Annotated in this window: 16 protein-coding genes and 2 tRNA genes; 17 read left to right on the top strand and 1 reads right to left on the bottom strand. The window is 57.4% G+C overall.

Annotated elements, in window-relative coordinates; genetic code table 11:
* Window positions 1-25: 25 nt before the first annotated feature.
* Entirely contained in the window at window positions 26-430 is a 405-nt protein-coding gene (locus KL786_RS24110; RefSeq protein WP_215519213.1) for an MFS transporter, read from the top strand.
* Between the two features lie 8 nt (window positions 431-438).
* Here the strand turns inward: KL786_RS24110 and KL786_RS24115 are convergent, their stop codons facing one another.
* Window positions 439-747: a YhbY family RNA-binding protein gene (locus tag KL786_RS24115; RefSeq protein WP_029298992.1), complete on the bottom strand. Its 309-nt coding sequence runs from the start codon at window positions 745-747 to the stop codon at window positions 439-441.
* A 105-nt stretch (window positions 748-852) separates the two neighbouring features.
* On the opposite strand from KL786_RS24115, the gene rlmE reads away from it, so the two are divergent.
* From rlmE to KL786_RS24195, 16 genes are all read left to right on the top strand, one after another.
* A complete protein-coding gene (gene rlmE / locus KL786_RS24120; RefSeq protein ID WP_032862906.1) occupies window positions 853-1503 on the top strand; it encodes a 23S rRNA (uridine(2552)-2'-O)-methyltransferase RlmE in 651 nt (216 codons plus the stop codon).
* 200 nt (window positions 1504-1703) lie between these two features.
* The gene (ftsH, locus tag KL786_RS24125) at window positions 1704-3614 is read left to right on the top strand and encodes an ATP-dependent zinc metalloprotease FtsH (protein WP_032862907.1); all 1911 of its coding nucleotides are present in this window, start codon (window positions 1704-1706) and stop codon (window positions 3612-3614) included.
* A gap of 8 nt (window positions 3615-3622) precedes the next feature.
* Entirely contained in the window at window positions 3623-4474 is an 852-nt protein-coding gene (folP, locus tag KL786_RS24130) for a dihydropteroate synthase (protein WP_215519214.1), read from the top strand.
* 16 nt (window positions 4475-4490) lie between these two features.
* A complete protein-coding gene (gene glmM, locus KL786_RS24135) occupies window positions 4491-5828 on the top strand; it encodes a phosphoglucosamine mutase (RefSeq protein WP_090292965.1) in 1338 nt (445 codons plus the stop codon).
* A 66-nt stretch (window positions 5829-5894) separates the two neighbouring features.
* Window positions 5895-6650: a triose-phosphate isomerase gene (gene tpiA, locus KL786_RS24140; protein ID WP_032862913.1), complete on the top strand. Its 756-nt coding sequence runs from the start codon at window positions 5895-5897 to the stop codon at window positions 6648-6650.
* A gap of 4 nt (window positions 6651-6654) precedes the next feature.
* Window positions 6655-7038, top strand: a complete 384-nt coding sequence (gene secG, locus KL786_RS24145) for a preprotein translocase subunit SecG (protein WP_032862914.1) — start codon at window positions 6655-6657, stop codon at window positions 7036-7038.
* A 22-nt stretch (window positions 7039-7060) separates the two neighbouring features.
* Window positions 7061-7146: transfer RNA gene (locus tag KL786_RS24150), tRNA-Leu, on the top strand.
* Window positions 7147-7242: 96 nt separating this feature from the next.
* Window positions 7243-7319, top strand: a tRNA-Met gene (locus tag KL786_RS24155).
* A 140-nt stretch (window positions 7320-7459) separates the two neighbouring features.
* Window positions 7460-7918, top strand: a complete 459-nt coding sequence (gene rimP / locus KL786_RS24160; protein ID WP_032862957.1) for a ribosome maturation factor RimP — start codon at window positions 7460-7462, stop codon at window positions 7916-7918.
* 59 nt (window positions 7919-7977) lie between these two features.
* Window positions 7978-9459 carry a transcription termination factor NusA gene (nusA, locus tag KL786_RS24165; RefSeq protein ID WP_029298976.1) on the top strand — a complete coding sequence of 494 codons (1482 nt, stop codon included), beginning with the start codon at window positions 7978-7980 and terminating at the stop codon, window positions 9457-9459.
* 27 nt (window positions 9460-9486) lie between these two features.
* On the top strand, window positions 9487-12009 hold the full coding sequence (gene infB, locus KL786_RS24170; RefSeq protein ID WP_032862915.1) for a translation initiation factor IF-2: 2523 nt from the start codon (window positions 9487-9489) through the stop codon (window positions 12007-12009).
* A gap of 159 nt (window positions 12010-12168) precedes the next feature.
* Window positions 12169-12564: a 30S ribosome-binding factor RbfA gene (gene rbfA, locus KL786_RS24175; protein WP_215519215.1), complete on the top strand. Its 396-nt coding sequence runs from the start codon at window positions 12169-12171 to the stop codon at window positions 12562-12564.
* Between the two features lie 3 nt (window positions 12565-12567).
* Window positions 12568-13485, top strand: a complete 918-nt coding sequence (gene truB / locus KL786_RS24180) for a tRNA pseudouridine(55) synthase TruB (protein ID WP_003176136.1) — start codon at window positions 12568-12570, stop codon at window positions 13483-13485.
* Window positions 13486-13600: 115 nt separating this feature from the next.
* Entirely contained in the window at window positions 13601-13870 is a 270-nt protein-coding gene (rpsO, locus tag KL786_RS24185) for a 30S ribosomal protein S15 (protein ID WP_003177875.1), read from the top strand.
* Between the two features lie 195 nt (window positions 13871-14065).
* Window positions 14066-16171, top strand: a complete 2106-nt coding sequence (pnp, locus tag KL786_RS24190) for a polyribonucleotide nucleotidyltransferase (RefSeq protein WP_032862917.1) — start codon at window positions 14066-14068, stop codon at window positions 16169-16171.
* A gap of 297 nt (window positions 16172-16468) precedes the next feature.
* Window positions 16469-16816, top strand: coding sequence for a BON domain-containing protein (locus tag KL786_RS24195; RefSeq protein ID WP_032862919.1), 348 nt, complete (start codon window positions 16469-16471; stop codon window positions 16814-16816).
* The last annotated feature ends 228 nt before the right edge of the window (window positions 16817-17044 follow it).

The following is a 17044-nucleotide window of genomic DNA, read 5'->3' on the forward strand; positions in this document are numbered from 1 at the left end:
GCGGCGCCCGCTTCGAGCGGGCGCCATGCTTTGGCAGTTGACCCAGATGCTCTGGGTTGGCGGCCTGTGGCTGTTACATCTGGGTGTATTGCCGGTGCTGGGCATGATTGGCCTGGCGCCGTTGCTGATTGATGAGATCGGCGGATTATTGAGTGCGTTGCTGGTAGGTTTTGCAGCCGCGTGCGTGACGCTCCAGGCGCTGGTGCTGATCAAGGCCGAGGGTTTGGGGAGTTTGTGGCGGGATATGCGTGGGCAACTGCTGTTGATGGCGCTGTATGCGTGCGCAATGTATTGCGTGGTGCGTATGTTGCTGCCGGAAGCGTTGCGCTGGCAGCTGTTCAGCTATCTTGTGCTAGGGTTTTCTGGCTTGGTGCTGGTGGTACAGCCTGCACCGGGGTGGAGCGGCAGGGCGCGCGAAGCACGCCCGTGACCCTTGAATCATTTGAAGCGATGAACGTTCGACAGTTGCTTGTTGGCGCTGAAATTCTTGCGATACAGCAGCGCCATCTTGCCGATGACCTGAACCAGGTCCGCTTTGCCCACCTTGCACAGTTCTGCAATGGCGGCCAGGCGTGCTTCGCGATCAAGGATGTTGACCTTGATCTTGATCAGCTCGTGATCGCCTAATGCGCGTTCAAGTTCGGCTAACACACCTTCAGTCAAACCGTTGTCTGCCACAATCAGAACTGGTTTCAGATGGTGGCCAATGGATTTGTACTGTTTCTTCTGCTCTTGAGTGAGCGGCATAATCTGACCCCTGCGTCTGATCTTGTAAAAAGCGGCGGCCAGTTTACCCGAGCGAGTCCGGGACCGCCCAGTTAATCACGACCCGTTTTATTTTCGAGGTGGCCCGTGGCCCGTTCCAAAACTAGCCTTAAGTGGCTGCAAGAGCATTTCAACGATCCTTACGTCAAAAAGGCGCAGAAGGACGGCTACCGTTCACGGGCCAGTTACAAGCTGCTGGAGATCCAGGACAAGGACAAGTTGATCCGCCCAGGCATGAGCGTTATTGACCTGGGTGCCGCCCCGGGTGGCTGGTCCCAGGTGACCAGTCGTCTGATTGGTGGGCAGGGGCGTCTGATTGCATCCGACATCCTGGAAATGGACAGCATCCCGGATGTGACCTTTGTTCATGGTGACTTCACCCAGGACGCCGTCCTCGCCCAGATTCTTGAGGCTGTGGGAAATTCGCAGGTAGACCTTGTGATTTCCGACATGGCCCCCAATATGAGTGGATTACCGGCCGTCGATATGCCGCGCGCGATGTTCCTTTGTGAGTTGGCGCTGGATTTGGCGGGTCGGGTTTTGCGTCCGGGTGGAGATTTCCTGGTGAAGGTCTTCCAGGGCGAGGGTTTTGACGAGTACCACAAGAACATTCGCAAGTTGTTCGACAAGGTGCAGACGCGCAAGCCTGACTCTTCCCGGGACCGATCCAGGGAGCAGTATTTGTTGTGCCGCGGCTTCCGCGGTGTCGAGGGCGCTGCAAGCGAAGAGCGTTTTTGAGGAATTGGAGGTAGGCGATAGGTTTTTTTATATCGCTTTCGTCACGAAGCTTTACGAATATTGTGTAGTCAAAGTTTCACAAAGGGTTACAGACGGCGCCTGCCAGAGTTGTAGGTAATGTAGTAAGTTAGGCCGGTGAATATCATGCGAAGCGCGCGCCAGTAGCGGAGCTTGCTTCAGAGGGTAGTTAATTGAACGATATGGCAAAGAATCTTATCCTGTGGTTGATCATCGCGGCTGTCCTGGTGACGGTGATGAACAACTTCTCCAGCCCTAACGAGCCGCAGACCCTCAACTATTCCGACTTCATCCAGCAAGTTAAGGATGGCAAGGTCGAGCGCGTAGCGGTTGATGGCTACGTGATCACCGGCAAACGTAACGACGGTGACAGCTTCAAGACCATCCGTCCGGCGATCCAGGACAATGGCCTGATCGGCGACCTGGTGGACAACAAGGTCATCGTTGAAGGCAAGCAGCCTGAGCAGCAGAGTATCTGGACCCAGCTTTTGGTCGCCAGCTTCCCGATCCTGGTGATCATCGCGGTGTTCATGTTCTTCATGCGCCAGATGCAAGGCGGTGCAGGGGGCAAGGGCGGGCCGATGAGCTTCGGCAAGAGCAAGGCGCGCCTGCTTTCCGAAGACCAGGTAAAAACTACCCTGGCTGACGTTGCCGGTTGTGACGAAGCCAAGGAAGAAGTCGGCGAGTTGGTCGAGTTCCTGCGCGATCCGGGCAAGTTCCAGCGCCTGGGTGGTCGTATTCCTCGCGGTGTACTGATGGTCGGTCCTCCGGGTACCGGTAAGACCCTGCTTGCCAAGGCGATTGCCGGCGAAGCCAAGGTACCGTTCTTCACCATTTCCGGTTCCGACTTCGTCGAGATGTTCGTCGGCGTGGGTGCCAGCCGTGTGCGTGACATGTTCGAGCAGGCCAAGAAACACGCGCCATGCATCATCTTCATCGATGAAATCGACGCTGTCGGTCGCCATCGTGGTGCTGGCATGGGCGGTGGTCACGACGAGCGTGAGCAGACCCTCAACCAGTTGCTGGTGGAGATGGACGGCTTCGAAATGAACGATGGCATCATCGTGATTGCCGCCACCAACCGTCCTGACGTACTTGACCCTGCGCTGCTGCGTCCGGGTCGTTTCGACCGTCAGGTCGTGGTTGGCTTGCCGGATATCCGTGGTCGCGAGCAGATTCTCAAAGTCCATATGCGCAAAGTGCCAATGGGCGATGACGTGGCTCCAGGTGTGATTGCCCGTGGTACTCCTGGTTTCTCCGGTGCCGACCTGGCCAACCTGGTGAACGAGGCCTCGCTGTTCGCTGCCCGTACCGGCAAGCGCATCGTCGAGATGAAAGAATTCGAGCTGGCCAAAGACAAGATCATGATGGGCGCCGAGCGCAAATCCATGGTCATGTCCGAGAAAGAGAAGCAGAACACCGCTTATCACGAAGCCGGTCACGCCATTGTCGGTCGCGTTGTGCCTGAGCATGACCCGGTCTACAAGGTATCGATCATTCCTCGTGGTCGGGCACTGGGTGTCACCATGTTCCTGCCGGAAGAGGATCGCTACAGCCTTTCCAAGCGTGCCCTGATCAGCCAGATCTGCTCGCTGTACGGTGGTCGTATTGCTGAAGAGATGACCTTGGGCTTCGATGGTGTAACCACCGGCGCTTCCAACGACATCATGCGTGCCAGCCAGATTGCGCGGAACATGGTTACCAAGTGGGGCCTGTCGGAAAAGCTCGGCCCGCTGATGTATGCCGAGGAAGAAGGCGAAGTGTTCCTGGGTCGTGGCGGCGGTGGTCAAGGTGCCAGCTTCTCCGGCGAGACTGCCAAGCTGATCGACTCTGAAGTGCGCAGCATCATTGACCAGTGCTACGGCACGGCCAAGCAGATCCTTACCGATAACCGTGACAAGCTCGACGCCATGGCTGATGCCTTGATGAAGTACGAGACCATTGATGCCGAGCAGATCGACGACATCATGGCCGGTCGTGCGCCTCGCGAGCCTCGCGATTGGGAAGGTGGTTCGGGTACTTCAGGCACTCCGCCAGTGGTACAGAACGAGCGCCCGGAAAACCCAATCGGCGGCCCGGCTGCCGACCTTTAAGGCTTGAAATGACTTCTGCGTTGTCCTCCACCCGGTTGCCTTGCGGCAGCCGGGTTCTTGATTTGGCCCATACTCATGTCATGGGCATTCTCAATGTAACCCCTGACTCCTTTTCCGACGGTGGTCGCTTCAGTCAGCTGGATGTGGCATTGCGCCATGCGGAAGCGATGGTGGCTGCGGGTGCGACCATTATCGATGTCGGTGGTGAATCAACCCGGCCTGGCGCACGTGCTGTTTCCCCGTTGGAGGAGATGGAGCGTGTTGCGCCGATTGTTGAGCGAATCCACCGCGAGCTGGATGTAATCATTTCAGTAGACACTTCGACGCCCGCCGTCATGCGTGAAACCGCACGGCTCGGGGCTGGCTTGATCAACGACGTCCGCTCACTGCAGCGCGACGGAGCGCTGGATGCAGCTGCTGCCACGGGGCTGCCTGTCTGCCTGATGCATATGCTCGGCGAGCCCGGGACGATGCAGGATGCCCCTCACTACGACAATCTTGTTGATGAAGTGACGGAATTTCTTGTCGAGCGCATTGCCCAATGCGCCGTCGCGGGCATTGCGCCAGAGCGGATCATCCTCGATCCGGGGTTTGGTTTTGCCAAAACCTTGCAGCACAACTTGAGCCTGTTCAAGCATATGGAGTCCCTGCACGCCCTTGGTCGCCCCCTGTTGGTTGGGGTGTCGCGCAAGAGCATGATAGGCATGGCCTTGAATCGCCCGGTGGGCGAACGCCTGCATGGCGGCCTGGCCCTGGCGGCGCTTGCCGTGGCCAAGGGCGCGCGCATTCTGCGGGTGCATGATGTGGCCGAGACAGTTGACGTCGTGCGGATGATCGAAGCGGTAGAATCAGCCGAATAAGAATGATGGAGCACTTATGACTAAAAAATATTTTGGCACCGACGGTATTCGTGGTCGGGTCGGCGAGTTCCCGATCACTCCGGATTTCATGCTCAAGCTGGGCTGGGCGGCCGGGATGGCCTTCCGCAGCATGGGGGCATGTCGCATCCTGGTCGGCAAGGACACGCGGATTTCCGGCTATATGTTCGAATCTGCGCTGGAAGCGGGTCTGTCCGCTGCCGGGGCTGACGTGATGTTGCTGGGGCCGATGCCTACGCCGGCGATCGCTTACCTCACGCGTACCTTTCACGCGCAAGCCGGGATTGTGATCAGCGCTTCGCACAATCCCCATGATGACAACGGCATCAAGTTCTTCTCGGGCCAGGGCACCAAGCTGCCGGACGAGATTGAGCACATGATTGAAGAGTTGCTGGATGCGCCGATGACCGTCGTCGAGTCGAGCAAGCTGGGCAAGGTTTCGCGGATCAACGACGCTTCGGGTCGTTATATCGAGTTTTGTAAAAGCAGCGTGCCCACCAGCACCAATTTTGCCGGGCTCAAGATTGTCATCGATTGTGCCCATGGTGCGACCTACAAGGTAGCCCCTAGCGTGTTCAAGGAGTTGGGCGCCGAGGTCACCGTGTTGTCGGCCCAGCCTAACGGTCTGAATATCAACGATAACTGTGGTTCGACCCATATGGGCCAATTGCAGGCTGCAGTATTGGCTGAGCACGCGGACCTGGGGATTGCCTTTGATGGCGACGGCGACCGCGTATTGATGGTCGACCATACCGGCGCCATTGTTGATGGTGACGACCTGCTGTTCATCATTGCCCGCGACCTGCAGGAGCGCAACAAGCTGCAAGGTGGTGTGGTCGGTACCCTGATGAGCAATCTGGGGCTGGAGTTGGCCCTGGCCGACCTGGGGATTCCGTTCGTGCGGGCCAATGTTGGCGACCGCTACGTGATCGCCGAGTTGCTGGAGCGTAACTGGGTGATAGGTGGCGAGAATTCGGGGCATGTTGTGTGCTTCCAGCACACCACAACCGGCGATGCGATCATTGCCGCGTTGCAAGTGCTATTGGCCTTGCGTCGCCGTGAAGAAAGCCTGGCCCAGGCGCGCCAGGCTTTGCGCAAGTGCCCTCAGGTGCTGCTCAATGTGCGTTTCTCGGGGGGCGAAAACCCTATCGAGCACCCGGCGATCAAAGAAGCCTGTGAGCGCGTTACCGTCGCCATGGCTGGCCGTGGCCGGGTCCTGTTGCGCAAGTCGGGAACCGAGCCTTTGGTGCGTGTCATGGTCGAAGGCGATGACGAAACACAGGTTCGCGGCTATGCCGAAGAGCTGGCAAAACTGGTAACTGAAGTTTGCGCCTGAATTCGGCTTGCCAGTGATGATGCGGTTGGGTAACATCTGCGCCCACTTTGACCGACGAGGTACAGCATGCGTCGCACTATGGTAGCTGGTAACTGGAAGATGCACGGTACCCGCGCCAGTGTCGCTGAGCTGGTCAATGGCCTTCGTCACTTGGCCCTGCCGAGCGGCGTCGATATCGCGGTATTCCCGCCTTGCTTGCATATCAACCAAGTGGTTGATGGCTTGAAAGGCAAGTCGATCCAGGTCGGCGGGCAGAATTGCGCGGTAGAAGCCATGCAGGGTGCGTTGACCGGTGAGATTGCATCGAGTCAGCTGGTTGATGCAGGTTGTTCCTATGTGCTCGTTGGGCACTCCGAGCGCCGTCAGATGATGGGCGAGCGTGATGGGACACTCAATCGCAAGTTCGCAGCGGCACAGGCTTGTGGCCTGATTCCCGTGTTGTGCATAGGGGAGACCCTTGAGCAGCGTGAATCCGGCAAGACTCTTGAAGTTGTCTCGCGTCAGTTGGGCAGCATCATCGAGGAGCTGGGTGTTGGTGCATTTGCAAAGGCAGTAATTGCTTACGAGCCGGTCTGGGCCATTGGTACCGGGCTGACTGCTACACCGCAACAGGCGCAGGATGTGCACGCAGCCATCCGCGCGCAGTTGGCGGCAGAGAATTCTGAGGTCGCACAAGGTGTGCGGCTTCTATACGGCGGCAGCGTGAAGGCGGCCAATGCGGTCGAACTGTTCGGCATGCCGGATATCGATGGGGGGCTCATTGGTGGAGCTTCCCTGAATGCAGATGAGTTCGGTGCGATTTGTCGCGCCGCGGGAAACTGAGAAAATGCTGGAAACAGTCGTAGTCGTTTTTCATCTGTTGGGTGCGCTGGGCGTTGTTGCCCTGGTATTGCTGCAACAGGGCAAGGGTGCGGACGCTGGTGCGTCTTTCGGGGCAGGTGCTTCAAATACTGTGTTCGGAAGCCAAGGTTCCTCTACCTTTCTTAGTAAGTTTACTGCTATACTTGCCGCAGGTTTCTTCATAACCAGCTTGGGGTTAGGTTACTTTGCTAAAGAGAAAGCTCAAGTGCTGACTCAGGCAGGTTTGCCAAATCCAGCGGTGTTGGAAGTTCCAAAAGCAAAACCGGCTTCTGATGATGTCCCGGTGCTTCAAGAGCAAAAGTCGGCTACTCCAGCGACTGACGTACCTCCAGCTCAAGAGCAAAAGTAAGAAGGGTTGTAAGCGCTGTATTGCCGAGGTGGTGGAATTGGTAGACACGCAACCTTGAGGTGGTTGTGCCCATAGGGTGTAGGGGTTCGAGTCCCCTTCTCGGTACCAATTATCAGGAGAGCCCGCAATTGCGGGCTTTCTTGTAGGTGGAAGGTTACATTGACCCTGTAAGGGATCGGTCGTATACTTCCGCCCCAGCTTTGTCGCGGGGTGGAGCAGTCTGGTAGCTCGTCGGGCTCATAACCCGAAGGTCGTCGGTTCAAATCCGGCCCCCGCAACCAGTTTTAGCGGAGCCCCTTTTAAGGGGCTTTTTGTTAGCTGGACACTTTCAACGCCGCTGTTCGACGGCGTTTCAAGGATGGGCGTTTCGCCCATTTTTTTATTTTGCACAGCATGCACATACATGCACGAGGGGGTTCAGGTGTCGAGCAAGCTAGAAGAGTTGCAGGCCTTGCTGGCCCCGGTGGTCGTGGCCCTAGGCTATGAATGCTGGGGTATTGAGTTTTCGGCTCAAGGTCGCCACTCAATGTTGCGCGTTTATATCGATAAAGAGGGCGGTGTGCTGGTGGACGATTGTGCCATTGTCAGCCGTCAGATCAGCGGTGTCCTGGATGTTGAAGATCCGATCGCCGTTGAATACACCCTCGAAGTTTCCTCGCCAGGCATGGAACGCCCACTGTTCACTATTGAGCAGTTTGCTAAATATGTCGGTGAACAAGTGAAGATCAAGCTGCGATCTCCCTTTGAAGGGCGACGCAACTTTCAGGGCCTTCTGCGCGGTGTAGAAGAACAGGATGTAGTGGTGCAGGTAGAAGACCACGAGTTCCTGTTGCCGATCGATATGATCGACAAGGCCAACATTATTCCCAGTTTTGACTGAGACGTGCCAGAAACTGCGGATCCCGCGGATCCAATGGCTTGCGAAAGGCGAGGCGTACGATGAGCAAAGAAGTACTGCTGGTTGTTGAGTCGGTATCCAATGAAAAGGGCGTACCGGCAAACGTGATTTTTGAAGCGCTGGAGCTGGCCCTGGCCACTGCTACCAAAAAGCGTTTTGAAGACGAAGTTGATCTGCGTGTGGAAATCAACCGCCACACCGGAGCCTATGAGACTTTCCGTCGCTGGACGGTCGTCGAAGAAGCCGATCTTGATGATCCGGCCATCGAAACCTGGCCAAGCAAGGTTGCGCTAACGCATCCTGGTGCCCAGGTTGGTGACGTCGTCGAGGAAAAGATCGAGTCCATCGAGTTCGGTCGTATCGCTGCACAGACTGCCAAGCAAGTCATCGTGCAAAAGGTCCGCGAAGCCGAGCGTGCTCAAGTCGTTGACGCCTATCGCGAGCGCCTGGGGGAAATCATCTCCGGCACCGTGAAGAAAGTGACCCGCGACAACGTGATCGTCGACCTGGGTAACAACGCTGAAGCGTTGCTGGCCCGTGAAGACATCATTTCCCGCGAAACCTTCCGTGTTGGCGTGCGCTTGCGTGCGCTGCTCAAGGAAATCCGCACCGAGAACCGTGGCCCTCAACTGATCCTGTCGCGTACCGCGCCGGAAATGTTGATCGAGCTGTTCCGTATCGAAGTGCCGGAAATTGCCGAAGGCCTGATCGAAGTCATGGCTGCGTCCCGCGACCCGGGTTCGCGCGCCAAGATCGCGGTCCGCTCCAAGGACAAACGCATCGACCCGCAGGGCGCTTGCATTGGTATGCGTGGTTCGCGCGTCCAGGCAGTGTCGGGCGAATTGGGCGGTGAGCGTGTGGATATCGTGCTGTGGGACGATAACCCGGCGCAGTTCGTGATCAACGCCATGTCCCCGGCTGAAGTCGCGGCAATTATTGTTGACGAAGATGCCCATGCAATGGACATCGCCGTTGGCGCAGACAATCTGGCCCAGGCCATCGGTCGCGGTGGTCAGAACGTACGTTTGGCCAGCCAGTTGACTGGCTGGACCCTGAACGTCATGACCGAATCGGACATCCAGGCTAAGCAGCAAGCAGAAACCGGCGACATCCTGCGCAACTTCATCGACGAGCTGGAAGTCGACGAAGACCTGGCACAGGTGCTGGTAGATGAAGGCTTTACCAGCCTGGAAGAGATTGCCTACGTACCGGTGGAGGAAATGCTCAACATCGACGGCTTTGACGAAGACACCGTCAACGAGCTTCGCGCTCGGGCCAAGGATCGCTTGTTGACTAAAGCCATCGCTACTGAGGAAAAGCTGGCAGACGCCCATCCGGCCGAAGACCTGCTCTCGCTTGAGGGTATGGACAAGGATTTGGCGATGGAACTGGCGGTGCGCGGCGTAATTACCCGCGAAGACCTGGCCGAGCAGTCTATTGACGACCTGCTCGACATCGACGGCATTGACGATGATCGTGCCGGCAAGTTGATCATGGCCGCCCGAGCCCATTGGTTCGAGTAATTAGGCGCGGCCTGAGGAGAGAAGTGCATGACGCAAGTCACGGTGAAACAACTGGCCGATGAGGTCAAAACACCGGTAGAGCGCCTGTTGCAGCAGATGCGTGAGGCAGGTCTGCCGCACACCGCCGCCGAGGAACATGTGAGCGACAGTGAGAAGCAATCGTTGCTGACTCACTTGAAAAGCAGCCACAAGGCGAAAGTGGAAGAACCGCGCAAGATTACATTGCAGCGCAAAACAACCAGCACCCTGCGGGTGGCTGGTAGCAAGAGCATCAGCGTTGAAGTGCGTAAGAAGAAAGTCTTCGTACAGCGCAGCCCGGAAGAAATCGAAGCCGAGCGCAAACGCGAGATGGACGAACGTCGCGCAGTAGAAAATGCTGCACGCCAGAAGGCTGAAGAAGAAGCCAAGCGTCGCGCCGAAGAAGAAGCGCGTAGCCAGCCTGCTGCTGCGCAATCCGCTACTGACGCAGTCGCTGCACCTAGCGCGCCTGTTGAAGCTGTGCGTGAGGCCGCTCCGGTTGCCGCTGCTCCAGCACCTGCTGCTGACGCTCGCAAGCGCGACGAACCTCGTCGTCCGGACAAACCACGTGCCGACGATAACAATCGTCGCAGTGGTGGTGGCGATGGCGAGCGTAAAAACGCTCCGCATCGTGCCTCGGTCAAAGAGAAAGCGCCTGCTCCACGCGTTGCGCCACGCACTACCGACGAAGAAAGCGATGGCTTCCGTCGTGGTGGTCGCGGCAAGGCCAAGCTGAAGAAACGCAACGCCCACGGTTTCCAGAGCCCAACCGGCCCTGTCGTGCGTGATGTGCAGATCGGCGAGACCATCACGGTTGGCGATCTCGCCAATCAGATGTCGGTCAAGGCGGCTGAAATCATCAAGTTCATGTTCAAACTAGGTACTCCAGCGACCATCAACCAGGTGCTTGATCAGGAAACTGCTCAACTGGTAGCCGAAGAACTGGGCCACAAAGTGACCCTGGTCAGCGACACCGCTCTGGAAGACTCCCTGGCCGAGTCCCTGAAGTTTGAAGGCGAGACCTTCTCCCGTGCACCAGTCGTGACCGTAATGGGCCACGTTGACCACGGTAAGACCTCGCTGCTCGACTACATCCGTCGTGCCAAGGTAGCTGCCGGCGAAGCCGGTGGTATCACCCAGCACATCGGTGCGTACCACGTTGAAACCGAGCGCGGCATGGTCACCTTCCTTGACACCCCAGGTCACGCCGCGTTTACCGCAATGCGTGCCCGTGGTGCCAAGGCGACCGACATCGTGATCCTGGTAGTTGCAGCGGACGACGGCGTAATGCCGCAGACCATTGAAGCTGTCCAGCACGCCAAGGCCGCTGGTGTTCCACTGGTTGTTGCCGTGAACAAAATCGACAAGCCGGGCGCTGATCTTGATCGCATCCGTAGCGAACTGTCGGTTCACGGTGTGACTTCCGAAGAGTGGGGCGGTGATACGCCGTTCGTTTCGGTTTCGGCTAAAGTCGGTACTGGCGTAGACGAACTGCTCGAAGCGGTTCTGCTGCAAGCCGAAGTCCTGGAACTCAAAGCAACGCCATCGGCCCCGGGTCGTGGTGTTGTGGTTGAATCGCGTCTCGACAAAGGTCGTGGCCCGGTTGCTACCGTTCTGGTTCAAGACGGTACCCTGCGCCAAGGCGACATGGTGCTGGTCGGTTCGAACTATGGCCGTGTACGTGCCATGCTCGACGAGAACGGCAAGCCAATCAAGGAAGCGGGTCCATCCATCCCTGTCGAGATCCTCGGCCTGGACGGTACCCCGGACGCTGGCGACGAGATGAGCGTGCTGTCGGACGAGAAGAAAGCCCGTGAAGTGGCTCTGTTCCGTCAAGGCAAGTTCCGCGAAGTCAAACTGGCTCGCGCTCACGCCGGCAAGCTGGAAAACATCTTCGAGAACATGGGCCAGGCAGAGAAGAAGACGCTTAACATCGTCCTCAAATCTGACGTCCGTGGTTCCCTCGAAGCGTTGAACGGCGCCTTGAACGGCCTGGGTAACGACGAAGTGCAAGTGCGTGTTGTCGGTGGTGGTGTCGGTGGTATCACCGAGTCCGACGCCAACCTGGCACTGGCTTCCAACGCTGTACTGTTCGGCTTCAACGTGCGTGCCGATGCTGGCGCACGCAAGATCGTCGAGCAGGAAGGCCTGGACATGCGTTACTACAACGTCATCTACGACATCATCGAAGACGTCAAGAAGGCCCTCACCGGCATGCTTGGCAGCGACGTCCGGGAGAACATCCTGGGTGTGGCCGAGGTGCGTGACGTGTTCCGTTCGCCGAAGTTCGGCGCGATCGCCGGTTGCATGGTTATCGAAGGTACTGTGCACCGTAACCGTCCAATCCGTGTACTGCGTGAAGACATTGTTATCTTCGAAGGCGAGCTGGAATCCCTGCGCCGCTTCAAGGATGACGCTTCCGAAGTGCGTGCTGGCATGGAATGCGGTATCGGCGTCAAGAGCTACAACGACGTCAAGCCTGGCGACAAGATCGAAGTCTACGAGAAGGTCCAGGTTGCTCGCAGCCTCTAACTCGCGCACTTCAGGAGCCACGCCGCGTGTGGGCATGCAAATGCCCCGCGCAGTGTCCGGACTCTAAACGCAACGCCCGGTCTGGCTTTTGTCAGGCCGGGCGTTTGCCGCTTTCAGACCCCACGGGTTTCACCGTGTGGCAGTAACAGGTAACAAGACATGGCAAAAGAATACAGCCGTACCCAACGTATCGGCGATCAGATGCAGCGCGAGCTGGCCCAACTGATCCGTCGCGAAGTCAAAGACCCGCGCGTTGGCCTGGTCACCATCACCGCTGTTGAAGTGAGCCGTGACGTCGGTCACGCGAAGATCTTCATCACCGTGATGGGCCAGGACAACAGCGAAGAAATCGCGCAAAGCATCAAGGTGCTCAACTCCGCCGCAGGTTTTTTGCGGATGCAGTTGGCCCGTGAGATGAAGCTGCGCAGCGTGCCCCAGTTGCACTTCCACTACGACGAAAGTGTCGTGCGTGGTGCGCATCTGTCGGCCCTGATCGAGCGCGCCGTGGCTGAAGACAATCAGCATCTGTCCACACCTGAAGACGCCAAGGAGTAAGCGGTGGCTCAGGTCAAACGTATCCGTCGTAACGTCAGCGGCATCATCCTGCTCGACAAACCCATTGGCTTTACCTCCAATGCCGCGTTGCAGAAGGTCCGCTGGCTGCTCAATGCCGAGAAGGCCGGGCACACGGGGAGCCTCGATCCCCTGGCCACTGGCGTCTTGCCATTGTGCTTTGGCGAGGCCACCAAGTTCTCCCAATACCTGCTCGACTCGGACAAGGGTTACGAAACCCTGATGCAACTGGGCAAGACCACCACCACGGCCGATGCCGAAGGTGATGTTTTGCAGGTTCGCGACGTGACCGTTGGTCGTGCAGATATTGAGGCTGCCTTACCCGCTTTTCGTGGGCAAATCAGTCAGATACCGCCGATGTACTCGGCTCTCAAGCGTGACGGGCAGCCTCTTTACAAGCTGGCACGTGCGGGCGAAGTAGTGGAGCGCGAACCGCGTTCTGTTACTATTGCGCGCTTGGAATTGCTCGCCTGCGAAGGCGACACCGCACGTTTGGCGGTGGATTGCAGCAAAGGCACCTATATCCGTACCCTGGTGGAAGATATTGGTGAACAGCTCGGTTGCGGCGCGTACGTTGCTGAGTTGCGACGCACCCAGGCTGGCCCTTTCACCCTGGCCCAGACGGTCACGCTGGAAGAGTTGGAAGCCGTGCATGCCGAGGGCGGCAACGAAGCAGTTGATCGCTTCCTGATGCCATCGGACAGCGGTTTGCTGGATTGGCCATTGCTGCACTTCTCGGAGCACAGCGCGTTCTACTGGCTTAACGGCCAGCCGGTACGCGCACCGGATGCCCCGAAATTCGGCATGGTGCGGGTACAAGATCACAACGGTCGTTTTATCGGTATCGGTGAAGTGAGCGAAGACGGGCGCATCGCGCCGCGTCGACTGATTCGGTCAGAATGACCGGACGAGTGTGGCTGTTAACAGGCACGGTCAACACTCATTTTTAGATACAGGGATTTGTCCCTGGCCTGTTGAAACTGCCCTTTGGGTGGTTTCCTGAAAAAAGGATTGCCTCATGGCTCTCGACGTTCAAGAAAAAGCACAAATCGTAGCTGACTATCAGCAAGCTGTTGGTGACACTGGTTCGCCAGAAGTGCAAGTTGCACTGCTGACCCACAACATCAACAAGCTGCAAGGTCACTTCAAGGCCAACGGTAAAGATCACCACTCCCGTCGTGGTCTGATCCGCATGGTAAACCAGCGTCGTAAGCTGCTGGACTACCTGAAAGGCAAGGATCTGGGTCGTTATCAGACTCTGATCGGTCGCCTGGGTCTGCGTCGCTAATCAGCGATTGCGCTAGAGGTTGGTTGTCTGTCGTGTGTCAGTGGGATTCCCGCTGGCCCATGGCAGGCTCCCAGCCTCAAGTTTTATCTGGATACACGTTTTACCCCTGGACAAGGGTTGGGCCGATTCCCGACATTGCCCAAGAATTTCGCAAGAAGACCAGTTCCCCAAGAGCCACAAAGAAGGTAGGACACCGTGAACCCGGTAATCAAAAAATTCCAGTTCGGTCAGTCGACCGTTACCCTTGAGACAGGCCGTATCGCCCGTCAGGCCTCCGGCGCAGTGCTGGTCACCGTTGATGATGACGTCAGCGTATTGGTGACCGTCGTTGGTGCCAAGCAAGCCGATCCAGGCAAGGGCTTCTTCCCTCTGTCTGTTCACTACCAGGAAAAGACTTACGCTGCCGGTAAGATCCCTGGCGGTTTCTTCAAGCGCGAAGGCCGTCCTTCCGAGAAAGAAACCCTGACTTCCCGACTGATCGACCGTCCGATCCGTCCGCTGTTCCCAGAAGGCTTCATGAACGAAGTGCAGGTTGTCTGCACCGTCGTTTCCACCAGCAAGAAGACCGATCCGGACATCGCTGCGATGATCGGCACCTCGGCTGCCCTGGCCATCTCCGGTATTCCTTTCGATGGCCCGATCGGCGCTGCCCGTGTTGCGTTCCACGAAAGCACCGGCTACCTGCTGAACCCGACTTACGAACAACAGAAAGCTTCGAGCCTGGACATGGTCGTTGCCGGTACTTCGGAAGCCGTGTTGATGGTTGAATCGGAAGCCAAAGAGCTGACCGAAGACCAGATGCTGGGCGCCGTACTGTTTGCTCACGACGAGTTCCAGGTTGTGATCAACGCCGTTAAAGAACTGGCCGCTGAAGCTGCCAAGCCAACCTGGACCTGGGCTCCTCAGCCAGAAGCCACCGAACTGCTGGGCGCTATCCGCTCCGAGTTCGGCGCTGCGATCTCCGAAGCCTACACCATCACCATCAAGGCCGACCGTTACGCTCGCCTGGGTGAGCTGAAGGATCAGGTTGTTGCCAAGCTGTCCGGTGAAGAAGGCCAGCCTTCTTCCAGCGAAGTCAAAGCTGCTTTCGGCGAGATCGAATACCGCACCGTTCGCGAAAACATCGTCAACGGCAAGCCACGTATCGACGGTCGCGACACCCGCACCGTACGTCCGCTGAACATCGAAGTCGGCGTTCTGCCGAAGACTCACGGTTCGGCCCTGTTCACCCGTGGCGAGACCCAGGCCCTGGTTGTTGCAACACTGGGTACTGCCCGTGACGCACAACTGCTGGACACCCTGGAAGGCGAGAAAAAAGACCCGTTCATGCTGCACTACAACTTCCCTCCGTTCTCGGTAGGTGAGTGTGGTCGCATGGGTGGTGCTGGTCGTCGCGAAATCGGTCACGGCCGCCTGGCCCGTCGTTCGATTTCGGCCATGCTGCCGGCCGCTGACGTGTTCCCGTACACCATCCGTGTTGTGTCGGAAATCACCGAGTCCAACGGTTCCAGCTCCATGGCTTCCGTTTGCGGTGCTTCCTTGGCCCTGATGGACGCTGGTGTGCCGATGAAGGCGCCGGTTGCCGGTATCGCCATGGGCCTGGTTAAGGAAGGCGAGAAGTTCGCCGTCCTGACCGACATCCTGGGTGACGAAGACCACCTGGGCGACATGGACTTCAAGGTAGCCGGTACCGCCAAGGGTGTGACCGCGCTGCAGATGGACATCAAGATCAAGGGCATCACCGAAGAGATCATGGAAATCGCCCTGGGCCAAGCCCTGGAAGCGCGCCTGAACATCCTCGGCCAGATGAACCAGATCATTGGTCAGTCGCGTACCGAGCTGTCGGAAAATGCTCCGACCATGATCGCGATGAAAATCGACACCGACAAAATCCGTGATGTCATCGGTAAAGGCGGCGCGACCATCCGTGCGATCTGTGAAGAAACCAAGGCTTCGATCGATATCGAAGACGACGGTTCGATCAAGATCTTCGGCGAAACCAAGGAAGCTGCTGAAGCTGCACGCCAGCGCGTCCTGGGCATCACCGCTGAGGCTGAAATCGGCAAGATCTACGTCGGTAAGGTTGAGCGCATCGTCGACTTCGGCGCATTCGTCAACATCCTGCCGGGCAAGGATGGTCTGGTTCATATCTCCATGCTGAGCGATGCTCGCGTTGAGAAAGTGACCGACATCCTGAAAGAAGGCCAGGAAGTGGAAGTGCTGGTACTGGACGTGGACAACCGCGGCCGTATCAAGCTGTCCATCAAGGACGTAGCAGCAGCCAAGGCTTCGGGCGTTTAATTACTCCCCAGGCTTCACGCTGAAAAAGAGGACCCTTCGGGGTCCTTTTTTTATAGCTGTGGGAAAGTGAAGGTAAATCAGCTGTTTAGCCCAAGGCAAAAGCCGCAAGTTGCATGCAGGCACGATAGCCTTCATGCAAGTTGCACGATTTTGAAAACCGACAAATATTTTAACTTGTTGATTTTAAAGGCGATTACTGCTCGTGAAGACTTGGCACAGCGCCTGCAATAGTACTGGTAACCCTGCAGCATTAACGTTGAAACGCTGCAGACCTTCGAAAAAACAGGAGTTACTCGTATGAAGAAGTTCGCTATCGCTGCTGCAACTGCCACCGCTCTGACCCTGACCATGGCTAACGTTGCGTTCGCCCAGACTTCCCAGGCTCCAATGGTTGTAGCCGCCGGTGAAGTGACCAAGGCCAAAGAAGCGACCTCTGACACTTGGATCACCACTAAAGTCAAAGCTGATCTGGTCACCGAGAAAGGCATTCCTGGCACCGACATCAAAGTCGAAACCAACAAAGGCGTGGTTTCCCTGTCCTCCACCGTTGCTGTGACTGACGCACAGAAGGAAATGGCAGTAGCTATCACCAAGAAAATCAAAGGCGTTAAAGCTGTATCGGCCGACGGCCTGAAAGCAGAGTAACGCGTAACTGATCGACTGGACTTAGGCAAGGCGGCCACGGGCGAGGCTGATATCCGCTCAATGCACCTTACAGGTTCATGCGACCGACCACAGGGATGTGGTCACTACGGGCCCCGGCACTTGTGTCGGGGCCCGTTTTATTGTGGGTATGGAATACATATTTGCGGATTATGGAGATCAAATGTGGGAGTCCCCACTACCTCTTCGACGTAGCGCTGTCGCGCAGCA

It is taken from the genome of Pseudomonas sp. TAE6080 (assembly GCF_018732265.1).
Lineage (GTDB): Bacteria > Pseudomonadota > Gammaproteobacteria > Pseudomonadales > Pseudomonadaceae > Aquipseudomonas > Aquipseudomonas brenneri.